The organism is Thorsellia kenyensis (assembly GCF_042432445.1).
Taxonomy (GTDB): Bacteria; Pseudomonadota; Gammaproteobacteria; order Enterobacterales; family Thorselliaceae; genus Thorsellia; species Thorsellia kenyensis.
In genome coordinates this window covers 43761-67010 of record NZ_JBHLXE010000090.1, presented here as the reverse complement: position 1 = coordinate 67010, position 23250 = coordinate 43761, and the positions used below count along the sequence as shown (strand labels likewise).

The window sequence follows — 23250 nt, the reverse complement described above, 5'->3', positions numbered from 1 at the left end:
GAGCCGGTACCTATAGCAGCGCTGCTGCCTAAAGCAAGACTGTCAATCGAGCCTGTACCAATCGATGCATTATCTCCTAGACCAACACTAGTCGCTGCTTCTATAAGAGCCCCTGAACCTATGCCGATAGATGAAACTGCACTTTCTGCTATAGTTGCATTAACGCCTAATGCTAGAGCAGAATTTGCGTTCTCACCAACACTTGCATTAGTACCGATAGCTAATGCATTTGAAGCACTCGCATCAACCACTGCATTTTCACCTAGTGATAATTCAGGGACTGACAGTGCTGCATTAATATTATCAATATCCGTTTCTATAGAAACTATATTTTGATTCGTTAAATTAATAGCATCAACAATAGATTTAGTTGCGGCTGTTAAATCTATTACAGTTTTATTAGTTTTATTTAAGGTAGTAATTATATTATTTACAGGTCCAAGTAAAGGATCTAATAGTCCAACACTAGGTATTGTATTTGTCGGAGGAGGGGTAATTGACACCACTAAATCATTACTAAATGCATAAATTGGAAACAAAAGAGGAATGGAGATTAAGAGGTATTTTCTATAGCTACTTGAAATATTTTTGGGGCTGGTAACCAAAGAAACAAAGGAAAATTTTTTGGCACGCTTACTTAATTCTCCACATACTGTGTAACAGTTAAGTGCATAATTCCAAATAACTTTATAAATTTTGTTCATACAAACCTCGTGCTTCCATTTTTAATTTATATTTTTTATTTTATGTTTATCCTTTTGCTTTATTATCCTCTTTACCGTACAAAATGCAACCTAGTAGACCGAAGAGATAACTGAATCATCTGTAAATAATATCATATAACTTGTAAGCATTTGTTTTTATAAGCCTGTTAACGATAAATTCATAAAATTAGGCACATAGTCTGATCTTATACATCAATCTTGCAAAGTTATTGCAGAAGAAAATCAGTCATCTAAAAGTTAGGGATAGATAAATAGAATTAGCCAAAGAAGGTTATAAAAGAAGAAAAGGAAATGAAATGAAAGGAAAAGAAAAAAACCAAGGAAAATAAACAAATAAATATTATTGTTTAAAGTCCTTGGTTTAATATTTTAGTTTTTAGTCTTTAGCAGAACGACTTGCACGTTTACGATCATTCTCAGTTAAATGACGTTTACGGATACGAATTGATTGCGGTGTAATTTCTACTAACTCATCATCATCAATAAACTCTAATGCTTGCTCAAGTGACATCTTAATTGGTGGCACAAGTACAATAGCTTCATCAGTTCCTGACGCACGCATATTGGTGAGTTTTTTACCTGTCAAACAGTTAACTGTTAAATCGTTTGAACGGGTATGAATACCAATAATTTGGCCTTCATAAACTTCAGCACCATGACCAATAAATAAGCGGCCTCTTTCTTGTAAACCAAATAAGGCAAATGCAAGTGCTTTACCTTGACCATTTGAAATCAATACACCATTTTGACGTTGACCAATTTCACCACCTTTAAAATCATCATAATGACTAAAAGTAGAATAAATAAGGCCTGTACCTGATGTCATTGTTAAGAACTCTGTTCTAAAACCAATTAATCCACGGCTAGGTATCACATAGTCTAAACGAATACGGCCTTTACCATCTGGTATCATATTTTTTAAGTCACCTTTACGATAACCCATTGCTTCCATAATAGCGCCTTGATGTTGTTCTTCCACATCGATAGTTACTTGTTCGAAAGGCTCTTCTTTTTTACCATTTACTTCACGTACAATAACTTTAGGCCTAGAAACAGCTAATTCAAATCCTTCACGACGCATATTTTCAATTAAAACTGAAAGATGTAACTCACCACGCCCTGAAACTAAGAAAGTATCAGGATCTTCGGTATCTGATACACGCAATGCCACATTATGGACTAGTTCTTTATGTAACCTGTCACGTATTTGACGAGAAGTAACAAATTTACCTTCTTTACCACAGAAAGGTGAAGTATTAACACCAAAAGACATACTAATCGTTGGCTCATCTACACTTAAAGGTGGTAACGCTTCAACAGAACCAACAGCACATACCGTATCAGAAATATTTAAATCACCTAAACCAGTAATTGCAATGATATCACCCGCATGAGCGACTTCAGCTTCAACTCTTTGAAGACCAATATGAGTTAATACCTGCCCTACTTTACCATTTCTAGTTTTACCTTCACTATCAATGATGGTAACTTGCTGATTAGGTTTTACTGAACCACGTTTGATGCGCCCAATACCAATAACACCCACATAGTTGTTATAATCTAGTTGGGAAATTTGCATTTGGAAAGGTCCCTCTAAGTCTACTTTAGGACATTCTACATGCTCTATGATTGCTTCAAAAAGAGGGTCTAAATTATCAGCCATATCGGTATGCTCTTTACCAGCAATACCTAAAAGTGCTGATGCATAAATGATAGGGAAATCTAATTGTTCATCTGTCGCACCTAGGTTATCAAATAGATCAAACACTTGATCTACTACCCAATCAGGTCTCGCACCGGGTCTGTCTACTTTATTGATTACAACAATTGGTTTTAAACCATGGGCAAAAGCTTTTTGTGTTACGAAACGCGTTTGTGGCATTGGGCCGTCCATCGCATCTACAATAAGAAGAACAGAGTCAACCATAGACATTACACGTTCTACTTCGCCACCAAAATCAGCATGTCCAGGGGTATCAACGATGTTAATATGATAGCCATTCCAATTTATTGCAGTGTTTTTTGCTAATATTGTAATACCACGTTCTTTTTCTAGTTCATTAGAGTCCATCACGCGTTCAGTTGAATCATTTTGTCTATCTTCAGCAAATGTTCCAGATTTTTTTAATAATTTATCGACAATGGTAGTTTTTCCATGATCAACGTGCGCGATGATCGCGATATTACGTAGTTTTTCAATCACAATGAATTCTCTCAGTTGTTGCAGATAGAGGCAATTATATAAATAGTCGCCTTTTCTACTAGGGTAAATAAAAAAATAACAACTCATTTTACATCTATTTTATCAATCAATAAACAAAAATTAATCATTTATGACCGCTATCTAGAAAAAATTGGTGTAGTAGATTTTTAAATTTCTTCTATATTACTTAAATCTCCATAGCCCATTTACAAATTAAAATCTTTGCATTTAAACTCAGTTTCAAGTCTACATAAAAAGAAAGAACAGGAAATTCAGAGAAGCTCAACTATAATGGTAAAAACACTACGGTTGATACTTTTCTCATCAAAAAGCTAGTTTATGGTCTGATTTGGAACAGTAGAACAAATTTTGGATGACAAGCAAACAGATAAAAATTCACCTTGCCTTTGATCCAGATAAAACAATTGATGTCCGTGTAAGTCGATTATGCAATCCCTGATGATCTTTAGTGCCTAAAAAAACAAAAACTAACAGTAAAATAGTGGGTACTAGTAAGATTTGGCCGAGAGAGTGGTGTACTACTAAAAAACAAGCAACACTCATTACAGCGAACATATAATAAATCGCTTTTAAAGCGACTCTTAAGATCAGTAAGCATGTACTACCTTTTTCTTCTTGATGATTTATTATTCTTATCTTTGTTAATCGTTTACCCAGTGTATTTTTATTTTGTCTAAGCGTAATGAGTAGTTCATAAATAGGACAAATAAAACCCATTGATAATACAGGGCCTATAATAAACAAGAAAATAAACTCATATATATCATCATAAAAGATATCTCCACCGATAATTGCTGTTTTGAATACAGCAAAAATTGCATATGTTAAAGGTACACCAATCAATAAAGAGAATATTAAATCGATTATATTAGCCAATAACCTTCGGCTTCTACTCGCTCTGATATATTCTGCTCCAACATGACTGTGAATCATTTCTTGCATACAATTGTCCTTATATGTCTCAAAAGCATTAATTAAACAGAATCTTATTAATTTTCAGCAACTTAAACCAATTTCAGTTCTGAAGCTGTTATTCAACAAATTTTCTGCAACAGGTAAATCATAGTAGGTCTTTTCAGTCTTTCTCTAAATGTCTTTTGATATAATATCATTCTTTTAACCCCAAAATTCATTTTCTTCAAGTGAACTGACTAAAAAAGAAAGTACAGATTCATAAATCATTTTATGTCTAGCGGCAAGTCGGTTATTGATTTTTGAAGCAAAAAAATAAGACTCGTTGACAGGATAGAGAAGATTTGGTGTATAAATTGAGATTGAAGCTGGCTGTGTTTGTAATATAGAAGCTGGCATTACAGTAAAGCCGATACCTTTTGAGACAGGTAAAAGAATTTGAGATATTTGATTAATATAGCCTATACTTCGGATATTAAAAAGAGTTTGTTCTTTTACTTCATCATCAATGTTGGATAAAAAATTAGACTCTACCACTTGCTTTAAATAATATTGGCCATCAGGGTGATCGATAAAACCAAGTTGATTTAATTTATCTATAGTGATTGCTTGATCAGTAAACTGACTTGGTAAAATTAATTGTAATGCAACCTCAAAAATAGGTTCATAACGAATCAACCCACTCGGTAACTTATGCGTCACAATTCCAAAGTCTAGCTTATCTTCAATAATCGCTTGGTTAATTCTTGCATTAGGTGCAGCTTCAAGCCGAATGATTAATTCAGGATATTGAGCCTGAAGTTCTATCAAATGAGGATAAATGATTAATGCCAAAGTCCCAGAGCAACCAATTGTACACTCTCCTGCATATGGATTGTCTTGAGATATCGTTGCCAAAAATTCAGTTTCAGCTTCAAAAACTTTTTCAGCATAAAGATATAACCGCTTGCCTGCATCAGTTAATGTAATGTATTTATTATCACGATGTAGCAACTGTACACCCAAATAGGCCTCTAGCTTAGCTATATGTTGTGAGACTCCTGGCTGAGTCATAAATCTAAGGTTAGCAGTTTGCGTAAAATGACCTGTTTGCGCTAAGACCATAAATGTTTTCAACCAATTTGGATTAAGACTCATGACCCTCCCTATAAATCATATATTTTTTAACACAACACCATCATAACAAAAATTTATCACATTTATAATTATTGATAATTATATTTTTAATTTCATATTGAGTATGCTGTTCTCGAGTAATCAAAAGCAATACCATAGTATTCCTCATCAATTTATTATGTCACCACTTAAAAGGACAATATTATGACAATACAGCAATACCCTAGATCGTTTTCTCACATTGGAATCTCAGTACCAGACGTTGAAGCCGCAGTCAAATTTTACCAAGATGTACTAGGCTGGTATATCATCATGCATCCAACAACAATTGAAGAAGATACCTCAGCAATTGGTCAAATGTGTACTGATGTATTTGGCCCTGGTTGGAAACGCTTCAAAATTGCCCATATGTCAACTGGAGACAGAATTGGCGTCGAGTTATTTCAATTCGATAACCACCAAACACCAGAGAATAATTTTGAATATTGGAAAACTGGTATTTTTCATTTCTGCATTCAAGATCCCAACTTAGAAGCTTTAGTTGAGAAAATTGTTACCGCAGGAGGTAAAAAAAGAATGGCAGAACCAAGATATTACTATCCTGGAGAGAAACCCTATAGAATGATTTATATGGAAGACCCTTTTGGAAATATCCTTGAAATTTACAGCCATAGTTATGAATTACACTATTCAAGTGGTGCGTATAACGAGTAATTTTAACGATGCCATAGAACGAAATATTAAGTTACATGGCATCATATGAATACAATCAAGATGATATAACTTCTTGTTCATATGGATATGATAAATTATTGTATAAACACATTCATTTACTCATTTACTCATTTAAGATATTAACTTCATTCAAAGCAGAACTATAAACGCTGAGCCTGACAATAAAAAATTTTCATCCCCCCATAAAACTGAGTTTGTATTGAAACTTAATGAGTTAAATTTTAATTAATATTTCGTATCATTTTATAAAACACACTCAAAATACAATACACAAGAAAATACTTCCTACTTTGTTGGAGAAAATAAACACTTCGAGACCATTTTTGAGGCATAGATCTGTAACCACAATATAAAACAAAAATCACAATCTATTTTAGCCAAAAAACTATTTTCAACCAAAAGCCCTATTTTGTATAAGTGTTATCAATTCACACTAGATTAAAACTCTTACAATAAATACATGCCCAGCAAAAAACATCTTGAACTAACAGGCCTTTATAAATGTTAGCTATTAAAAGTGTTCCCCCCAAATATTACTTGTACTTAAAAAACTTACGTAGTTCTCTTTCATTTCTTTATTTTATTTAAGTAAAAAAATGATTTAAAAATTGACAGGAATTATTGCCCTGCCTAAAATAAGTTTGTTATTTGCGTTGACTAATAAGGTGTATATTTACATCTTAATTTAGCCATTTTAAGGTAATTAAATTCATATATTGAGGATAAATTCATGACGGGTGAGAACATTATTACTATGTTGAAGGAGCAAGACATCAAATTTGTTGATCTTAGATTTACAGATACTAGAGGGCAAGATCAGCATCTGACAGTTCCCGCTCACCAAATTGATGAAGATTTTTTTGAAGAAGGAAAAATGTTTGATGCCTCATCAATTGCAGGATGGAAGTCCATCCAAGAATCTGACATGGTTTTATTACCTGATCCAAGCTCAGCGGTATTAGATCCTTTTGCTGAAATTGCAATGCTAATTATTAAATGCGATGTCGTAGAACCAGGAACGCTTCAAGGCTATGACAGATGTCCTCGCTCTATTGCTAAAAGAGCTGAAGCATATTTACGTTCAACTGGAGTTGCGGATACTGTTTTAGTCGGTCCTGAACCAGAATTTTTCTTATTTGATGACGTTAAATTCCAAACAGGGCCTCAAGGTTGTATGGTACATTTGGATGATGATGAAGGTTATTGGAATAACGGCAAAGAAGTTTCTGGTGGTAATAAATCACACAGACCATTACCGCATGGTGGCTACGCTCCTCTTCCCCCTATTGACCCATCTCATGATATTCGTGCAGAAATGAGTCTTCTAATGGAAAAAATGGGTATTGTTGTTGAAGCGCATCACCATGAAGTGGCTACAGGGCAAAATGAGCTAGCGACACGTTTTAATACACTCACTAAAAAAGCAGATGAAACTCAGCTATATAAATACGTTGTGCACAACACTGCATTCAGATTTGGTAAAACAGCAACTTTTATGCCTAAACCAATTTTTGGTGATAATGGCTCTGGTATGCACTGTCATATGTCTCTTGCTAAGAATGGAGTTAATTTATTTAGTGGAGACAAATATGGTGGTTTATCAGAAACTGCACTCCATTTTATTGGTGGTATTATTAAGCATGCAAAAGCGCTAAATGCAATTACTAATCCAAGCACTAACTCGTACAAGCGTTTAGTACCTGGCTATGAGGCTCCGGTTTTATTAGCATATTCCGCAAGAAATCGTTCTGCAGCCATTAGAATTCCCGTTGTAACTAATCCTAAGGCAAGGCGAATTGAAGTCAGATTTCCAGATCCTGCAGCGAATCCTTATTTAGCTTTTTCCGCTTTATTGATGGCAGGATTAGATGGGATCAACAATAAAATTCATCCTGGAGATGCGATGGATAAAAATCTTTATGATTTACCACCGGAAGAGCTAAAAGATATTCCAAGTGTTTCATTTTCATTAGATGAATCATTAGATGCTTTAGCAAATGATCATGATTTTCTAATCAAAGGTGGGGTATTTAGTAAAGATATGCTTGAGGCATTTATTTTGCTTAAAAAGAAAGAAGCGCAAAGAGTAAAAATGATCCCTCATCCCGTTGAGTTTGAAATGTACTACAGCATTTAATTTTAATATGCGAGATAAATTGACTTACCAACGGTGCGTTCATTGATGAACTAAGTCAATTTTTTGACATTTTTTTGTGCCATTACGAACAAAACACTCATAATTTTTGTATTTTGTTTTGGCAAACTATAAAAAACCACCTGTCGGTGGTTTTTTATAGTTATCTTATCCTATTATAGCCAGTATTAAAACTCTTCCCAATCATCATGATCAGAAGCTAAATCAACTTTTTTCTTAGTTGGTGCTCCTGTTGGAGATTTTACTTCCTGTCCGCCTAAGTTATATACTTTAGGGCGTTTTAATTCTTCTTGCTTAGCTTTAGTATCAGAAGACGCTATTTTTACAGACTCTGATTTATGATTGGAGTCATCTGATTTTTTTTGAATATTAGGATCAATTTTATTTCGTTCTTCAGTAGATGTTTTCATTTTATGATCTACTTTAGAGCGACTATCAGAAACCCCATCCACTTGATTTTTATCGTGATATTTAGAAGGTTTCACATCAGAGACTGCTTTTTTAAGATCTATAGTTGGCTCCTTGGAATTACTTTCTATTAAATGACTTGAAGTCAGCTCATTATTCTCAAGTTTGGCATAAAAATCATGCTGTTTATTATACTCAGCGCTATCAAACATTTTAAATGCAGCAATTAACTTACCTAAGCCTATTACTTGACTTTTGAGAGTAAGACTTGCTTCATTTGCTTCTCTTACCATAGATAAATTCATATGGGTGATTTGTTCCATTTGTTGTATTAGACCACCAACTTGTTGTATACCTGCACTTTGTTCTTCACTTGATGCCGTAATTTGAGAAATTATGTCGGTCACTTCATGTACACTATTAACAATATCATTGATGGACTTACCTGCTTGATTCGCTAATAGATTACCAGTATCAACTCGTTGAACGGAATCATTAATTAAAGAAGCAATTTCTCTCGCTGCAGTAGCTGAACGCTGTGCGAGATTTCTTACCTCTGTTGCAACAACTGCAAATCCCCGTCCATGCTCACCAGCTCTAGCCGCTTCTACTGCCGCGTTTAGTGCCAGTATATTTGTTTGGAATGCTATACTATCAATAACACTAGTAATATCAGATACTTTTCTAGATGATTCATTAATTGATGCCATTGTCGACACCATTTCACTGATAACTTCACCTCCTTTTACAGCAACAGAGGAGGCTGAATTAGATTTTTCAGTTGCTAGACGGGCATTTTTAGTATTATTTTGAACTGTCGTGGTTAGATGAGACATCGATTCAGCAATTTGGTTCAACGAGGAAGCTTGTTGATCTGTTCTAGTTGAAAGAGAGACATTAGATCCTTCTATTTTTTCAGAAGCGACTTCAATGTGCTCTGTACTCTCTCTAACCTTAGCAATCATCTCAGTTAAACCATCACGCATACCAGCGATAGCAACAATAACTGAATTTGAATCGGCATCAGATGTTGGGATATTAATGGCTAAATTACCAGATGCGATTTCATCTGCGATAGCTGAAACATGACTTGGTTCGTCACCCAGCGATCTTGATATTGATCGAACGACTAAAATTGCTGAAATTAAACCCACAACAGTAGCTATTACAAGGAGTACTAGCATAAATGCTTGGAATTCAGTGGCATTAGACAACGCTTTTTGTGTTTCAATAGCACTAGATTGCTCTTGAAGATCAATAAATTGATTAATCGTGTTGAGCCATTCAATAAAAAGAGGTCTCGCCTTTTCCATCATAACTAATTCTGCACGGACATAATTTTTATTCAATCTGTTTTCAATGATTTCATCAATTAGAGGTAAAGTTTTTTCGCGGATAGATTGAATTTTGTTAAGAATTGCCATCTCTTCTGGCGTTATTTCTTCAATATTTTCATTAATCAATTTATAAAGAGCATCATAAGATTTATCATAATCTGCTTTTAATTTATTAATATTTTCAACAACTGCAGGTACATCACTGCTGGTTTCAACTAAAATAACATCTCTAGCTGCAATAGCCCTATCATGAACACTTCCACGGAAATTAATCGCATGTCTTTGTTTAACACTATTAAATTTATCTACATATTCAAGAGAATCAGCAATTGAATTAACCCTAAAAATACTGGTAAATACCACTACAAAAATCATGGCAATAATCACTGAGAATCCTAATAATATTTTTGTCCTAACTTTAATGAGACCACTTTTCATGGTGAACGTTGCTCCTGTTAGTCTAATGGCCAAGATACTAAAACTATGATTTTAATTGAATTTATTAGCGAAAATCGACGTAAAAATAATGATAATAATACTTTATTATCATTTAAACGCCTAAAAACATATTTTTAAACCTAACGAGCTAGTTGTTACTAAATGTTTCTAGGTTTGTATTGCCTATGATTATGCATTTTTTTACTTAATAAATCTATCACTTTAAAGAGATTTTACTGTAAAAATTAGATGAGTTAATTGTTATAAATGATACGAAAAAAAAGGGAGTTTAATTAGATAGCAGCAAACAGATAAAAAAAAACCCCAATACACTATTGGGGTGCGCGAATATGTGCGCCAACACCAGGGAAACATCAATGAACAATGTTGAATAAATTGTAACTCTATTGCACGATTGTGCAAGACTTTCATGCATTTACATTGATTAATGTCAATTTAAATTGAACAAATGGCTATTTTAATCAACAATTCATTTCAAAAGTGTACAATCCACTTAGCGCGCAAGGTATTTCTTAGGATCAATGGCTTCGCCTTTAAATCGAATTTCAAAATAGAGCGCACTCCTATAACCACCTTCCACTAACCCTACTTTGCTGATTACCTGTCCTGCTTTGACTCTATCACCAGTACTGACAAGAACATTATTATTATAACCATATAGGCTCATATAATCACCGCCATGATCAATAACAATAACTTGCCCATAACCTTGTAAGTAATCAGCTATTAGCACATTGCCCTCTTTTATTGCTTTAACATCTGAAGTAATAGGTGCTTCAATAACCATCCCTTTACTTGTTAATTCACCCCCTAGAGATTCGCCGAATGAGGTGAGTACTTTTCCTTTTACTGGCCATTGATAATTATTATTTGTCATCTGGCTGTTCGCTGGAAGAGGTGGAAGCTTAGTGATTGTTGTTGGTGCAGCTTTTTCAGCTGCTTTAATCGCCCTGTCGATTTGATGTTTTAGGTTGATTTCATCATCTTTTAAAGCAATAATTTGATTTTCAGTGTATTGGGCTTCTGTATCAAGGGCTTTAAGATTTTTGGCGTAACTGGCTTTAACTTCTTTTAATGCTTTAATTTTACTTTGTTCTTGGGCAACTAATTTTTCTTGTTCTTTTAATTGAAGCGCTATTTCATCTTGTTTTTTTTGAATTGAAGCTTCTTGCTGCTGAATTTTTGTAATTGTTGCCTCACGTTCTCTATTGACATAATTGATATAACCCACCATTCTATCATTTTTTTGGGCATCTGTATTGGCAAACAACATTTCTAGAGAACTACTCTGACCTTGTTTGAAAGCAAGTTGTATCTGTTTTTCCAGTTTACTTTTTTCTTCTTTAATGCTGTTTCTCAAAGAATAAATCGCTTGTTCATTTTTCTTCGCTATGCCCCTAGATGTAGACAATTCGGTAGAGATTTTTTTTAGTTCTTTTTCTATGGTTTGAATTTTTTCATTTTGTGTTCGTAAAGTTTTATTTAACTTATCTACTTCTTCTTTTGTTTTATTAAGCTTACTCTCTTTTTGTGAAATTTGCTTTTGAATGCTTTTCAATTGCCTTTCTTCCTCAGAAGAAGCATTCGCTTGTAACAAACAATTGGAAAAAACAAAAATGAAGAAAAAGAAATATTTTTTTAATCTCATGTGATTACCTGCATGATATTTCAAGATAGGGGATTGAATAATTATAATATCACAACGTGAAAATAAATAGCCTTAAAAATCTGCTTTATTTGTCTTGCTATTTGTCTTTGGCATCTTTATGCCTTAAAAATATTCGTAAAAAACACTAAATTCTCACCTCATATTCGTGTAAACTGAAAAAGAAAATGTACAGTTATAATATAACCCATTTAGTTTAATTTGGCTTTTACTAGGAGTTTTTGTGTTCAATTGGTTTGAAAAAAGAATAGATCCCTTTCCTGAAGCATTACCTTCAGCTTACCCAACTAAACTGATCCCTTTTATTTGGTCCTGCAGCTATGGTATGCGCCGTTATATTATCGTCATGTCAGTTTTCACTGCATTGATCGGTGTTTTTGAAGCTATATTATTTAGCTTTCTAGGTAATGTGATTGATTGGCTAAGTCAGACAAAACCAGAGGATTTATGGGATAAAGAGGGGCATCGTCTAATTTTTCTATTAATTATCCTGCTATTAAGCCCAGTTTTTGTAACGTTGCAAAGTCTCCTTAAGCATCAAACCCTAATGGGAAATTATCCAATGATTCTTAGATGGAAATTTCATAGGCATATGCTCAATCAGAGCATGGGCTTTTACCAAAATGAATTTGCAGGCAGGGTATCAACTAAGGTGCTACAAACAGCTCTCGCAGCAAGGGATGTCACCATGATATTCATGGATATTTTGGTCTTTGTTGGCATCTATTTTATAACGATCCTTTTGGTTGTGGGCAGTTTTAATTTGTTAATGCTTACTCCTTTTTTAGCTTGGTTGTTTTTTTATATTCTAACTAATATTTATTTTGTTCCAAAATTAGGAATTGTTTCCAAAAAACAAGCTGATGCACGTTCTTTAATGTCAGGAAGAATTACCGATGCCTACACCAATATTTCAACAGTAAAGCTCTTTTCTCATGCAAGTCAAGAGGCTGAATACGCTAAGAATTCAATGGCTGAATTTATGGGGTCAGTACATTCTCAAATGCGACTTGTTACCGGGTTTTATGCCATCGACTATACCTTATGCGCCTTTTTGACACTAGCCACAGGCGCCATGGGATTATTCCTTTGGATGCAAGGTCTGATGGGAGTAGGGGCAGTTGCAGCCTCAATCGCTTTAGCTTTAAGACTTAATGGAATGTCCCAATGGATTATGTGGGAAATATCTCATCTTTTTGAAAATATCGGAACAGTCCAAGATGGGTTACAAATTTTATCTAGAAAGGTAGACATCACTGACGCAGATAATGCCTATCCGCTGAGTGTTGAGCAAGGGATGATTAACTTTAATCAAGTAAGTTTTAGCTATGGTGGTGAAAAAGAAGTCTTGAATTCATTAAATCTTACCATCAAACCTGGAGAAAAAGTAGGGCTTGTTGGACGTTCTGGAGCAGGCAAATCAACTTTACTTAATCTATTGTTAAGATTTTATGACTCAGATAGTGGAGATATATTTATTGATAATCAATCAATTAGAAATGTAACGCAATCCAGCCTCAGGAAGAATATTGCGATGGTTACACAAGATACCTCTTTGCTCCATCGTTCTGTAAGAGAAAATCTAAAATATGGGCGCCCTTCAGCGACGGATGATGAGATGATTGAAGCTGCAAAACAAGCACACGCACATGACTTTATTATGCAGCTGAGTGATCATATGGGAAGAACTGGTTATGATGCGCATGTTGGTGAGCGCGGAGTTAAACTGTCTGGGGGGCAGCGGCAAAGAATGGCAATTGCTAGAGTTATTTTAAAAAATGCGCCCATCTTATTACTTGATGAAGCCACGAGCGCACTTGATTCTGAAGTGGAAATTGCAATCCAAGAAAGCTTATATCGTTTAATGGAAGGAAAAACTGTTATTGCAATTGCGCATCGCCTATCGACAATCGCCGCTATGGATAAATTGATAGTCATGGATAAAGGTGAAATCATTGAATCTGGAACACATCAAGAACTGATAGAACTCAATGGTGTATATAAGCAGCTTTGGCACCACCAAAGTGGGGGCTTTTTAAACAGTGATAGCTGAGTACTTAACTCGAATTTATGGCACGTATAAAATTTATATGTAATTTCAGCAAATCTAATGAATGAGTCTAAAAATTAGACTATACAAGTTTCTTAACTATAATAAAATGCAAATATACTCTGAAAATATTAATTCAACTACTACTCCATGTACTCCATGCGATGACTCTGAAAGGATAATGTTTTATTATGCTATGGGAATTGAATATGATGGGGCTAGATATCATGGTTGGCAAAAACAATCCCATGCCAAAACTGTACAAGGCGAAGTAGAAGCAGCGTTAAGTTCGATCGCTAATGAACCTATCAATATCAATTGTGCAGGAAGGACTGATGCTGGAGTCCATGCCACATGTCAACTTATCAATTTTAACACCCACGCAAAAAGAGAATTGGGTGCTTGGACCTTGGGAGTGAATAGTAAACTGCCTGATGACATTGCCGTGAAATTCATAAAACCCGTAACAATTGATTTTCATGCTCGATTTTCTGCGACAGCTCGGCAATATCGATACGTCATTTTCAACGATAGGTTAAAACCAGCAATCTTACCCTATGGAGTAACTCAATGCTACGAACCGCTTAATGAAAAGATAATGCATGATGCAGCTCAAGACTTACTTGGCGAGCATGACTTCACTAGTTTTAGAGCAATCACTTGTCAGTCACATACCCCATTTAGAAATGTCCATTCGATTTCAGTACATCGATTTGATAAATATGTAGTGATTGAAATCAAAGCCAATGCATTTTTACATCATATGGTACGTAATATTGCAGGAAGTTTAATGGAAATAGGCAAAAACCATCAACCAAAAGAGTGGTTAGGTGAACTATTACTTTTAAGGGATCGAAAATTAGCGGCTCCTACGGCTAAGCCTTATGGTTTATATCTTGTTGACGTAGATTATCCTGAGCATTTTGGTATTCCTAAATTACCAAAAGGTCCGCTATTTATCCCCAATGAATTTTAAACCAGTTATAATGAAGTTTTGTCCTTATTCTTGATACGTTCAAATATTTATGTTGTTAGTTTAACCAAAAATAACTAGGAATTACCAATGGAATATATATTACTTATAGTAGACTTTATCCTGCATATTGATGTGCACCTCAAAGAACTGATCTCAGAATATGGTGTGTGGGTTTATGGCATCCTTTTCTTAATTGTATTTTGTGAAACAGGCCTTGTAGTTACACCATTTTTACCTGGTGACTCGCTGCTTTTTGTTGCAGGGGCCCTTGCATCTTTACCAGAATCCCCGATTAATGTGCATATGATAGTGCTTTTGTTGCTGGTTGCCGCTATTTTAGGAGATGCTGTCAATTACATGATTGGAAAATATTTTGGCTTACGGCTCTTCAGTAATCCAGACGCAAAATGGCTAAAACCTGCGCATCTTGACAAAACACATGCTTTTTACAAGAAATATGGGGGTAAAACGATTATTATAGCTCGCTTTATTCCGATTGTTAGAACATTTGCTCCTTTCGTCGCAGGAATGGGGAAAATGAACTACACTCATTTCGCCCTATTTAACGTGACAGGGGCAATTCTATGGGTCATGAGTTTTAGCTATGCTGGTTATTTTTTTGGGCAAACTACTTTTGTAAAAGAAAACCTGAAAATTCTGATCATTGCAATTATTTTTATTTCTATTCTTCCTGCCGTCATAGAATTTATAAAAGAAAGGCGTAAAATAAAACGTAACCAATAGGAGTGACTTATAAGAGTGACTTACTTAATTATTGAGTATAGTTAATTTTTTCTTTCATTTCCTTCAATTGTCGATACAATACTAAAAATAACATGATTCATGAAGATAACCTGTTTTAAATCATTTACCCCCTTTGCTAAGGTTGTAGTATCTTATATAATGCATACTAGAACTCAAATAGGTTTTTTTCATGTAAAGAAGAAAGAACAAATAACTTAGGTGAGGCAAACTTATACCTCACTTTTTTTTAACGATTAATCATATAGGCTATCATCATGAGCTGGCTTGAACGAATTTTTAATAAACCCACAATTTCTGCCACAGGAAAAGCAAATATCCCTGAAGGTACCTGGACAAAATGTACAAAGTGCGACCAAATGCTCTTTCGCCCAGAACTTGTCCGCCATTTAGAAGTCTGTCCAAAATGTGATAACCATATGCGTATCACTGCACGTAACAGATTACTGAGTTTCTTAGATAAAGACAGTGCCTTAGAACTCGGTTCTGAATTAGAACCCAAAGATGCATTAAAATTCAGAGACACCAAAAAATACAAAGATAGAATTGTGTCAGCCCAAAAATCGACAGGAGAGAAAGATGCTCTTATCGTAATGAAGGGGCAACTGGCAAAAATGCCTGTTGTAGCTGCGGCTTTCGAATTCTCATTCATGGGTGGCTCAATGGCCTCTGTTGTGGGTGCTCGTTTTGTCAAAGCAGTTGAGCAAGCAATTGAAGATAACTGCCCTTTTATCTGTTTTTCTGCCAGTGGTGGAGCACGAATGCAAGAAGCTTTACTTTCTCTCATGCAAATGGCTAAAACGAGTGCTGCACTTGCAAAAATGCGTGAAAAAGGTTTACCTTATATTTCAGTCATGACTGATCCTACTATGGGTGGTGTTTCCGCAAGCTTAGCGATGCTAGGGGATATTAATATTGCTGAACCTAATGCCTTAATAGGTTTTGCGGGCCCTAGAGTGATTGAGCAAACAGTGAGAGAAACCCTCCCTCCTGGATTTCAGCGTAGTGAATTTTTAATAGAAAAAGGCGCTATAGATATGATAATCCGTCGCCCTGAAATGCGTGTGCGAGTTGCTTGTTTGATTGCAAAATTAACCAATCAACCACAACCATCTGCTGACGTATTAAATGCAGATCCTCTTGATGTCGAACCAGTAAGTGGAGAATAATTTCTACTTAACTATTTATCAAACGGCACATATAAATTATGTGTCGTTCCAACTTTAATTGCTGTTATGAAAGAGATCTTAGACGCGACAAATAATAAAACTCCTCCATCAATCAATGATGATCTAGACACTTGGCTTGCCTATTTGGAAACAATTCATACCCAGTCAATCGACATGGGATTGCAACGCTCTTTTGAAGTGGCTAAAAATTTAGATCTATTAAAACCTGCCCCATTAATTATTACTGTTGGTGGGACTAATGGAAAAGGAACCACCTGCAGATCACTTGAATTGTTTTTTTTAGAAGCTGGATTTAAGGTCGGTGTTTATAGTTCCCCTCATTTACTCCATTATAATGAACGAGTGAGAATAAATGGCCAGGAATTAGCAGATATCAAACATGTTGATGCTTTTAATTATTTAGAGAACAATAGAGGCAGCCTAACACTTACCTATTTTGAATTCGGTACATTAAGTGCACTTCATCTATTTAAACAAGCTCAACTAGATATCGTTATCCTTGAAGTAGGATTAGGAGGCAGATTAGATTCATGCAACATCATAGATGCCAACGTAGCAGTTATTACCTCAATTGATATTGATCACATCGATTGGTTAGGAGATGATAGAGAGGCCATTGCGAAAGAAAAAGCTGGGATTTTTAGAAGCAATAACCCAGCTGTGATCGGTGAGCCTTTCGTCCCAGAAACCATGATAGAGGAAGCTAAACGCCTAAACACCCCTTTATTTGAAGTGGGTCAATCATGGCATTATACAGAAAACGCTGATTATTGGCATTGGCACGGCCCAGATTTTTGTCTAAACAATCTCCCTTACCCAAAAGTTCCCCTCGCAAACGCTGCAACAGCTATTGCTACACTTTATATAAGTGGCTTTTTAAATGGTGGGAAAGATCGTATCACCCCAGAAATCATTCGTATGGCTTTATCAAAAGTTTCCATGCCGGGAAGATTTCAGGTAGTTAAAACACAAACAATCACTATAGTACAGGAAAAAGACCCTACTGAAACTATCAAATCACTAGAAATCCCACAAGTGATCTTAGATGTCGCACATAATCCACACGCATCTAGATACTTAACTAATCAGCTAGTAAAACTAAAAAAAGAGATAAGTACACAAACACACAATTGCCAAATCCACTTAATTATTGGTATGCTACAAGATAAAGACATCCAAAACACTCTATTACCTCTGACCGATGTTATTGATAGTTGGCATTGTATATCCCTTGACGGAGCAAGAGGCGCTAGTGCTTATCTTTTATCTGATAAATTAAAATCACTCCCTAATTTAAATTCTGATGAAATGGTATTTACCTATAACACAATGAATATAGCACTAGAGAAAGTAAACTCATTACTAGCAACGGGTGATATTATTGTGATTTGCGGATCTTTTTATACGGTAGCTGAATATCTCGCTCTTTGCCCTGAGCCTATGCAACTAGATTAATACAAGATTCTTATTATAATTAAACATACAAAGCAGGAGTATTCGGTGGCGAGCAAGTTTCAAAAACAATTAGTTGGCACTGTCATACTGGTTGGAATAAGTGTAGCTATTTTACCTAGTCTATTTGATGGTAAAAAATGGAATGACGATCAATATCCTAAGGCCATACCACTTTATACACCCACAAGTACCTATTTGCAAAACGATGAATCAAAAAACCAAGGAAAACAAGAAGTCGCTATTGCTAATTATGAAGCTCAAAATCAGCTGAACAATAGCATAACACAGCAACCAATTGTTCCGAATCAAGCTGTAAGTCCTGAAGAAACGATGCAATCTGTTTCTAATCCACCTCCTGATATAAACCAAGAGCCTTCTATAGAGAACTTAAGTAATCAACTAAATAATAGTAATTCAACCAATTCCTCACCAACAGATCAGGCTACAAAAAATGTTGCTACTGGAAAATATATCATTCAACTCGCCACTCTATCAAATCATGAACGTGCGGTAGAACTGGTTGAATTTTTAAAAACAAAACAATATAACGCCTTTTTACTTAAAACAACGACACTCACCAGAGTATTCATTGGCCCTAGTGATTCAAAAGAAGCCCTTGAGATTGAGATACCTAATCTCAAAGAGATGACTGGACTTGATGGTAAAATAGTGGCTTTAAAATAAGTACATAAATACAATTTTAATAGAAAGCTCTTTCGGTTTATTCTTACTTAACATGGTAAATATCTGTGAATACACTACTTTGGATTGATTATATTATTTTAGGAATAGTGGGTGTATCTACCCTTATTAGTTTAATCAGAGGCTTTGTTAGAGAGGCCCTCTCATTAATTGGTTGGATAGCTGCTTTTTTTATTGCCAGTAAATTTTATATTTATCTAGCGGCATTTTTTACTGGTATAGAAGATATCATTTTAAGAAATGCAACAGCTATCGCTCTTCTTTTTTGTGCTACTCTTATTGTCTCTGGTATTGTGAATCATTTAATTGGTAAACTCGTAGATAAAACAGGGCTTAGCGGTACTGATAGGTTGCTTGGGATGTGCTTTGGTGCTGTCAGAGGTATATTACTGATGGCTGCAATGTTGCTATTTGCTGATGCTTTTACTGGTCTAGGGACATCTGAAGATTGGCAAAATTCACAGTTAATACCTAAATTCAAACCGATTCAGCATTGGTTTTTTGATTACTTAAAAACTTCGTCTCAATTATTTTCAGAATATATGAACAAGCCTAAAATTTAATTTTAGGCTTAACTACCCCCTCTAGGAGCTATGTTATGTGTGGAATTGTCGGTGTTGTTGGAGTTTCCCCTGTTAATCAATCTATCTATGATGCCTTAACGGTTTTACAGCATAGAGGTCAAGATGCTGCAGGTATTGTTACTCTTGATACCCAAGGTGCATTTCGGTTAAGAAAAGCAAATGGTCTTGTCAAGGATGTATTTGCACTAAAACATATGCAAAGGCTTCAAGGTCACATGGGGATTGGTCATGTAAGATACCCTACCGCGGGTAGCTCTAGTGCTTCTGAAGCCCAGCCATTTTATGTCAATTATCCTTACGGTATTACGCTCGCACATAATGGTAATTTAACTAATGCAGACAGTCTAAGAGAGTCTCTTTACTTAAAGGATAAAAGGCATATTAATACAACATCCGACTCTGAGGTGTTGCTTAATGTGCTTGCCAGTGAATTAAACCAATGTACATCATCCGCTTTAACACCAGATGCTATTTTTGATGCAATAGAAAGAACACACGCCCGATTAACCGGAGCGTATGCCTGCGTTGGAATGATAAGTGGCTATGGATTAATTGCTTTTAGAGATAAATTCGGAATCAGGCCTCTTGTGCTTGGTGAAAGAAAATCTCTCTCTACACACGAGAGCAAACAGATTGAAAAAACCGAATATATGGTCGCATCTGAAAGTGTTGCATTAGATACCCTGGGATTTAAATTGATAAGAGATATTTTGCCTGGTGAAGCAATTTACATTAGCGCAACAGGTGAGCTACACGCCCGCCTTTGTCTTGAAGAGACCCAATTACGTCCTTGTATTTTTGAATATGTCTATTTTGCAAGACCTGACTCATTGATTAATGGGGTCTCAGTATATAATGCTCGATTAAATATGGGTAAAAAACTCGGGGAAAAAATAGCACGGGAATGGAAGGAGGTAGAGATTGATGTTGTTATCCCTATTCCAGAAACTTCTTGCGATTCTGCACTTGAAATCGCTAGAATTCTCAACAAACCTTATCGTCAAGGGTTCGTTAAAAATCGTTATGTAGGGCGTACTTTTATCATGCCTGGTCAAGCAACAAGAAGCGCTTCTGTAAGACGTAAACTGAATGCGAATGCGGGCGAATTTAAAGGGAAAAATGTGCTACTCGTCGATGATTCGATTGTTAGAGGTACAACATCTGAGCAAATAATGAACCTTGCTAAAGAAGCTGGTGCCCAAAATGTCTACCTAGCGTCTGCCGCCCCTGAAGTTCGTTTTGCTAATGTCTATGGTATAGATATGCCTAGCGTCACGGAGTTAATTGCTCATGACAGGCAATTAGAAGAGATTAGACAACTGATTGGTGCAGACAAACTTATTTTTCAAGATTTAGAAGATTTGAAAGCAGCAATAAGAGAAGAAAATCCTCAACTGACCGAATTTGACTGCTCTGTTTTCGATGGAATTTACGCGAGTGATGAGGTGAATGAAGCTTATTTTAATCGGTTAGAGGCGATCCGCAAGGCCGACAAATTAGCCATTAAAGCCAGCCACGATGTGGAAAATTTAGATATGTATAATGAAGGCTAATAAGCAAATAGATTAAGATTGATAACATGGCATTTTATCTGTATTACCAGCTTTTGCGGACTACTAAGGATGTTGTTATCAATATATAAAAAACTTATAAATAATAAACAACACCTCTTAATCTTTATCCACCAGATTAAGAGGTGTAAAGAAAAAAAACCTAATCATTCTTTATAGCAAGCAGATAAGCAACCTAATTAGATTGCTTTACCATAAACGTTTGACCTAAACGTGTTGTCTGTCCTTTTACTAAATCCTCAGAAAAATCTACTTTTTGTTCACTGAATAAATTAATTACTGTAGAGCCTAACTGGAAACGCCCCATCTCTTCGCCTTTCTTTAATTTAATCACTAATGAATCATCAACCTCGCCCTCTTTAGGGTAAGTATATCTTTGTATGATGCCGTCACGTGGTGGGGTAATTACACCAGACCATACCGTTTCAATTGAGCCTACTATGGTTGCTCCCACTAAAATTTGAGCCATAGGACCAAATTCAGTATCAAAAATACAGATCACTCTCTCATTACGCGCAAATAAATTAGGTATATTCGCTGCAGTTAATAAGTTAACTGAATAAAGTGAGCCAGGTACATAAATCATTTCTCGCAAAACGCCATCACAAGGCATGTGCAACCTATGGTAATCTTTTGGAGAAAGATAAATTGTTGCAAATTTACCATTAGCAAAAGCATCTACCAAAAGAGGATTACCCGCAAGTAAGGCTGTTAGAGAGTAGGTATGTCCTTTAGCTTGAATTAATTCTTCTCCTTCAATATCTCCAAATTGACTTAATTGCCCATCTGCAGGAAATCCAAGCTCTTGATTTTTCTCACTGAAAGGCCTCATGTTTTCTTTTAAAGCACGCGTAAAAAAGGCATTAAAACTTGCATAGTCTTTAGGATCAGAATGAATGGCTTCACTCATGTCAACTTTGTATAATTTGATAAATCCTTTAATAATTAACTGTGTGAACCAACCTAACTCTTTTTTAGCCAAGTAACCTGCACACACGGTTAAAGCTTGCTTTGGCAGTATATGTTGTAAAAAAATTTTGATTGCATTGAGCATAATAAATCCTTGTAAATAAAAATTAATTCATTATTTTAATATAAAACTAGCTAATTTATATCAGTGATAATTTAATTACTTTGGGCTATATCTATCCACTCTTCAATCCACGCTTGAGCAATCTCTTCAGGTAATCTATCATCAAGTGCGTCTATTTTGAGTGTTTCACCAATTTTTGTGGCTCCACAGCGAAGGAGCTCTTGTATTATTGTGTCAATAGCGCCACAAAATAGATCATAATCCGAACTCCCTAAGCCTATGACTCCAAATTTGACCTGACTTAACTCAGGGGAAGAGTCAATAATATCATTTATCCAAGGGAGTAAATTATCAGGAACATCTCCCGCACCATGTGTCGAGCAAATAATTAACCAAAAACCTACTTTTGGGACCTCCGCTAATTCTGGCCCATGCTTGATTTCAGGATTAAAACCTGAATTCGCCAAAAAAGGTTCAAGGCTTTCTGCAACATATTCGGCATTTCCAAGTGAACTGCCAGTTATTAGTGTAATAGGTGTCGACATCATTTACCTCCTTAAGGTAAAGCTATTTTAGCGAATGGTAACTCATATGTCATTAATTCAACGAGGTATGTTTAGGTAAATTTTTAAATCGACTCTAATCATCACTGGGCAGATAACCATCATCTTCAAATCGAGGAGACAACGCTGCATTCCTTGCTAATTCATCACAACGTTCATTTTCAGGATGCCCCGAATGCCCTTTTACCCAAAGCCATTCAATTTTATGTGGTTTAACAGCATCATCCAACCTTTTCCATAAATCAATATTCTTTATCGATTTTCGTTTAGCCACAGCCCAGTCATCTTTTTTCCAGTTAAAAATCCATTTTGTGATACCATTTTTCATGTACTGGCTGTCACTCATTAAAATAACCTGACAAGGTTCCTTTAATGAATTTAAAGCTTCAATCACTGCTAGTAATTCCATTCGATTATTAGTGGTCATAAAAAAACCTGCACTTAACTCTTTTTGGTGCTCTTTATAACGCAAAATAGCCCCATATCCACCAGGCCCTGGATTACCAAGGCAGGAGCCATCCGTAAAAATATTAATCTGTTTCAATTCTTATCCTTGTCAGTTCTCTATTTTCATTAAAAATAGCATTATACAATTTTTATATACTAAATGATTTTTTTAGCTGTGAT

Annotated in this window: 19 protein-coding genes; 10 read left to right on the top strand and 9 right to left on the bottom strand. The window is 35.4% G+C overall.

Features of this window, described 5'->3' with window-relative positions; translation table 11 throughout:
• The 4 genes from ACFFIT_RS08480 to ACFFIT_RS08465 all read right to left on the bottom strand — a co-directional run.
• On the bottom strand, positions 1 to 704 hold a 704-nt coding region (locus tag ACFFIT_RS08480), incomplete at its 3' end, for an ESPR domain-containing protein (protein ID WP_385877224.1).
• Between the two features lie 397 nt (positions 705 to 1101).
• On the bottom strand, positions 1102 to 2928 hold the full coding sequence (gene typA, locus ACFFIT_RS08475; protein WP_385877223.1) for a translational GTPase TypA: 1827 nt from the start codon (positions 2926 to 2928) through the stop codon (positions 1102 to 1104).
• Between the two features lie 396 nt (positions 2929 to 3324).
• Positions 3325 to 3891 (bottom strand): RDD family protein, encoded by a 567-nt coding sequence (locus tag ACFFIT_RS08470; RefSeq protein WP_385877222.1) that lies wholly within the window; start codon positions 3889 to 3891, stop codon positions 3325 to 3327.
• 174 nt (positions 3892 to 4065) lie between these two features.
• Positions 4066 to 4998, bottom strand: a complete 933-nt coding sequence (locus tag ACFFIT_RS08465) for a LysR family transcriptional regulator (RefSeq protein ID WP_385877221.1) — start codon at positions 4996 to 4998, stop codon at positions 4066 to 4068.
• Positions 4999 to 5181: 183 nt separating this feature from the next.
• Here ACFFIT_RS08465 and ACFFIT_RS08460 point away from each other — a divergent pair, with 183 nt between their 5' ends.
• A complete protein-coding gene (locus ACFFIT_RS08460; RefSeq protein WP_385877220.1) occupies positions 5182 to 5691 on the top strand; it encodes a lactoylglutathione lyase family protein in 510 nt (169 codons plus the stop codon).
• Between the two features lie 751 nt (positions 5692 to 6442).
• Positions 6443 to 7849, top strand: a complete 1407-nt coding sequence (gene glnA / locus ACFFIT_RS08455) for a glutamate--ammonia ligase (protein WP_385877219.1) — start codon at positions 6443 to 6445, stop codon at positions 7847 to 7849.
• A gap of 185 nt (positions 7850 to 8034) precedes the next feature.
• On the opposite strand, the gene ACFFIT_RS08450 is transcribed toward glnA, so the two are convergent.
• Both ACFFIT_RS08450 and ACFFIT_RS08445 read right to left on the bottom strand, forming a co-directional pair.
• A complete protein-coding gene (locus ACFFIT_RS08450; protein ID WP_385877218.1) occupies positions 8035 to 10050 on the bottom strand; it encodes a methyl-accepting chemotaxis protein in 2016 nt (671 codons plus the stop codon).
• A gap of 514 nt (positions 10051 to 10564) precedes the next feature.
• Positions 10565 to 11719 (bottom strand): murein hydrolase activator EnvC family protein, encoded by a 1155-nt coding sequence (locus tag ACFFIT_RS08445; protein WP_385877217.1) that lies wholly within the window; start codon positions 11717 to 11719, stop codon positions 10565 to 10567.
• Positions 11720 to 11960: 241 nt separating this feature from the next.
• Here ACFFIT_RS08445 and ACFFIT_RS08440 point away from each other — a divergent pair, with 241 nt between their 5' ends.
• The 8 genes from ACFFIT_RS08440 (at position 11961) to purF (ending at position 21009) form a co-directional block, all read left to right on the top strand.
• Positions 11961 to 13790, top strand: a complete 1830-nt coding sequence (locus tag ACFFIT_RS08440) for an ABC transporter ATP-binding protein (RefSeq protein WP_385877216.1) — start codon at positions 11961 to 11963, stop codon at positions 13788 to 13790.
• A 178-nt stretch (positions 13791 to 13968) separates the two neighbouring features.
• Positions 13969 to 14763 (top strand): tRNA pseudouridine(38-40) synthase TruA, encoded by a 795-nt coding sequence (gene truA / locus ACFFIT_RS08435; protein ID WP_385877229.1) that lies wholly within the window; start codon positions 13969 to 13971, stop codon positions 14761 to 14763.
• 87 nt (positions 14764 to 14850) lie between these two features.
• Positions 14851 to 15507, top strand: a complete 657-nt coding sequence (locus ACFFIT_RS08430; RefSeq protein ID WP_385877215.1) for a DedA family protein — start codon at positions 14851 to 14853, stop codon at positions 15505 to 15507.
• 275 nt (positions 15508 to 15782) lie between these two features.
• Positions 15783 to 16694, top strand: a complete 912-nt coding sequence (accD, locus tag ACFFIT_RS08425) for an acetyl-CoA carboxylase, carboxyltransferase subunit beta (protein WP_385877214.1) — start codon at positions 15783 to 15785, stop codon at positions 16692 to 16694.
• 66 nt (positions 16695 to 16760) lie between these two features.
• Complete coding sequence (folC, locus tag ACFFIT_RS08420) at positions 16761 to 18170, top strand: bifunctional tetrahydrofolate synthase/dihydrofolate synthase (protein WP_385877213.1); 1410 nt, start codon at positions 16761 to 16763, stop codon at positions 18168 to 18170.
• 45 nt (positions 18171 to 18215) lie between these two features.
• On the top strand, positions 18216 to 18854 hold the full coding sequence (locus ACFFIT_RS08415; RefSeq protein WP_385877212.1) for an SPOR domain-containing protein: 639 nt from the start codon (positions 18216 to 18218) through the stop codon (positions 18852 to 18854).
• Positions 18855 to 18919: 65 nt separating this feature from the next.
• The gene (locus ACFFIT_RS08410) at positions 18920 to 19435 is read left to right on the top strand and encodes a CvpA family protein (protein WP_385877211.1); all 516 of its coding nucleotides are present in this window, start codon (positions 18920 to 18922) and stop codon (positions 19433 to 19435) included.
• 35 nt (positions 19436 to 19470) lie between these two features.
• A complete protein-coding gene (purF, locus tag ACFFIT_RS08405; RefSeq protein WP_385877209.1) occupies positions 19471 to 21009 on the top strand; it encodes an amidophosphoribosyltransferase in 1539 nt (512 codons plus the stop codon).
• 193 nt (positions 21010 to 21202) lie between these two features.
• Here the strand turns inward: purF and asd are convergent, their stop codons facing one another.
• The 3 genes from asd to rnhA form a co-directional block, all read right to left on the bottom strand.
• A complete protein-coding gene (asd, locus tag ACFFIT_RS08400) occupies positions 21203 to 22081 on the bottom strand; it encodes an archaetidylserine decarboxylase (RefSeq protein ID WP_385877208.1) in 879 nt (292 codons plus the stop codon).
• A gap of 71 nt (positions 22082 to 22152) precedes the next feature.
• A complete protein-coding gene (gene mioC, locus ACFFIT_RS08395; protein ID WP_385877207.1) occupies positions 22153 to 22605 on the bottom strand; it encodes an FMN-binding protein MioC in 453 nt (150 codons plus the stop codon).
• A gap of 94 nt (positions 22606 to 22699) precedes the next feature.
• On the bottom strand, positions 22700 to 23167 hold the full coding sequence (rnhA, locus tag ACFFIT_RS08390; protein WP_385877206.1) for a ribonuclease HI: 468 nt from the start codon (positions 23165 to 23167) through the stop codon (positions 22700 to 22702).
• Positions 23168 to 23250: the final 83 nt, after the last annotated feature.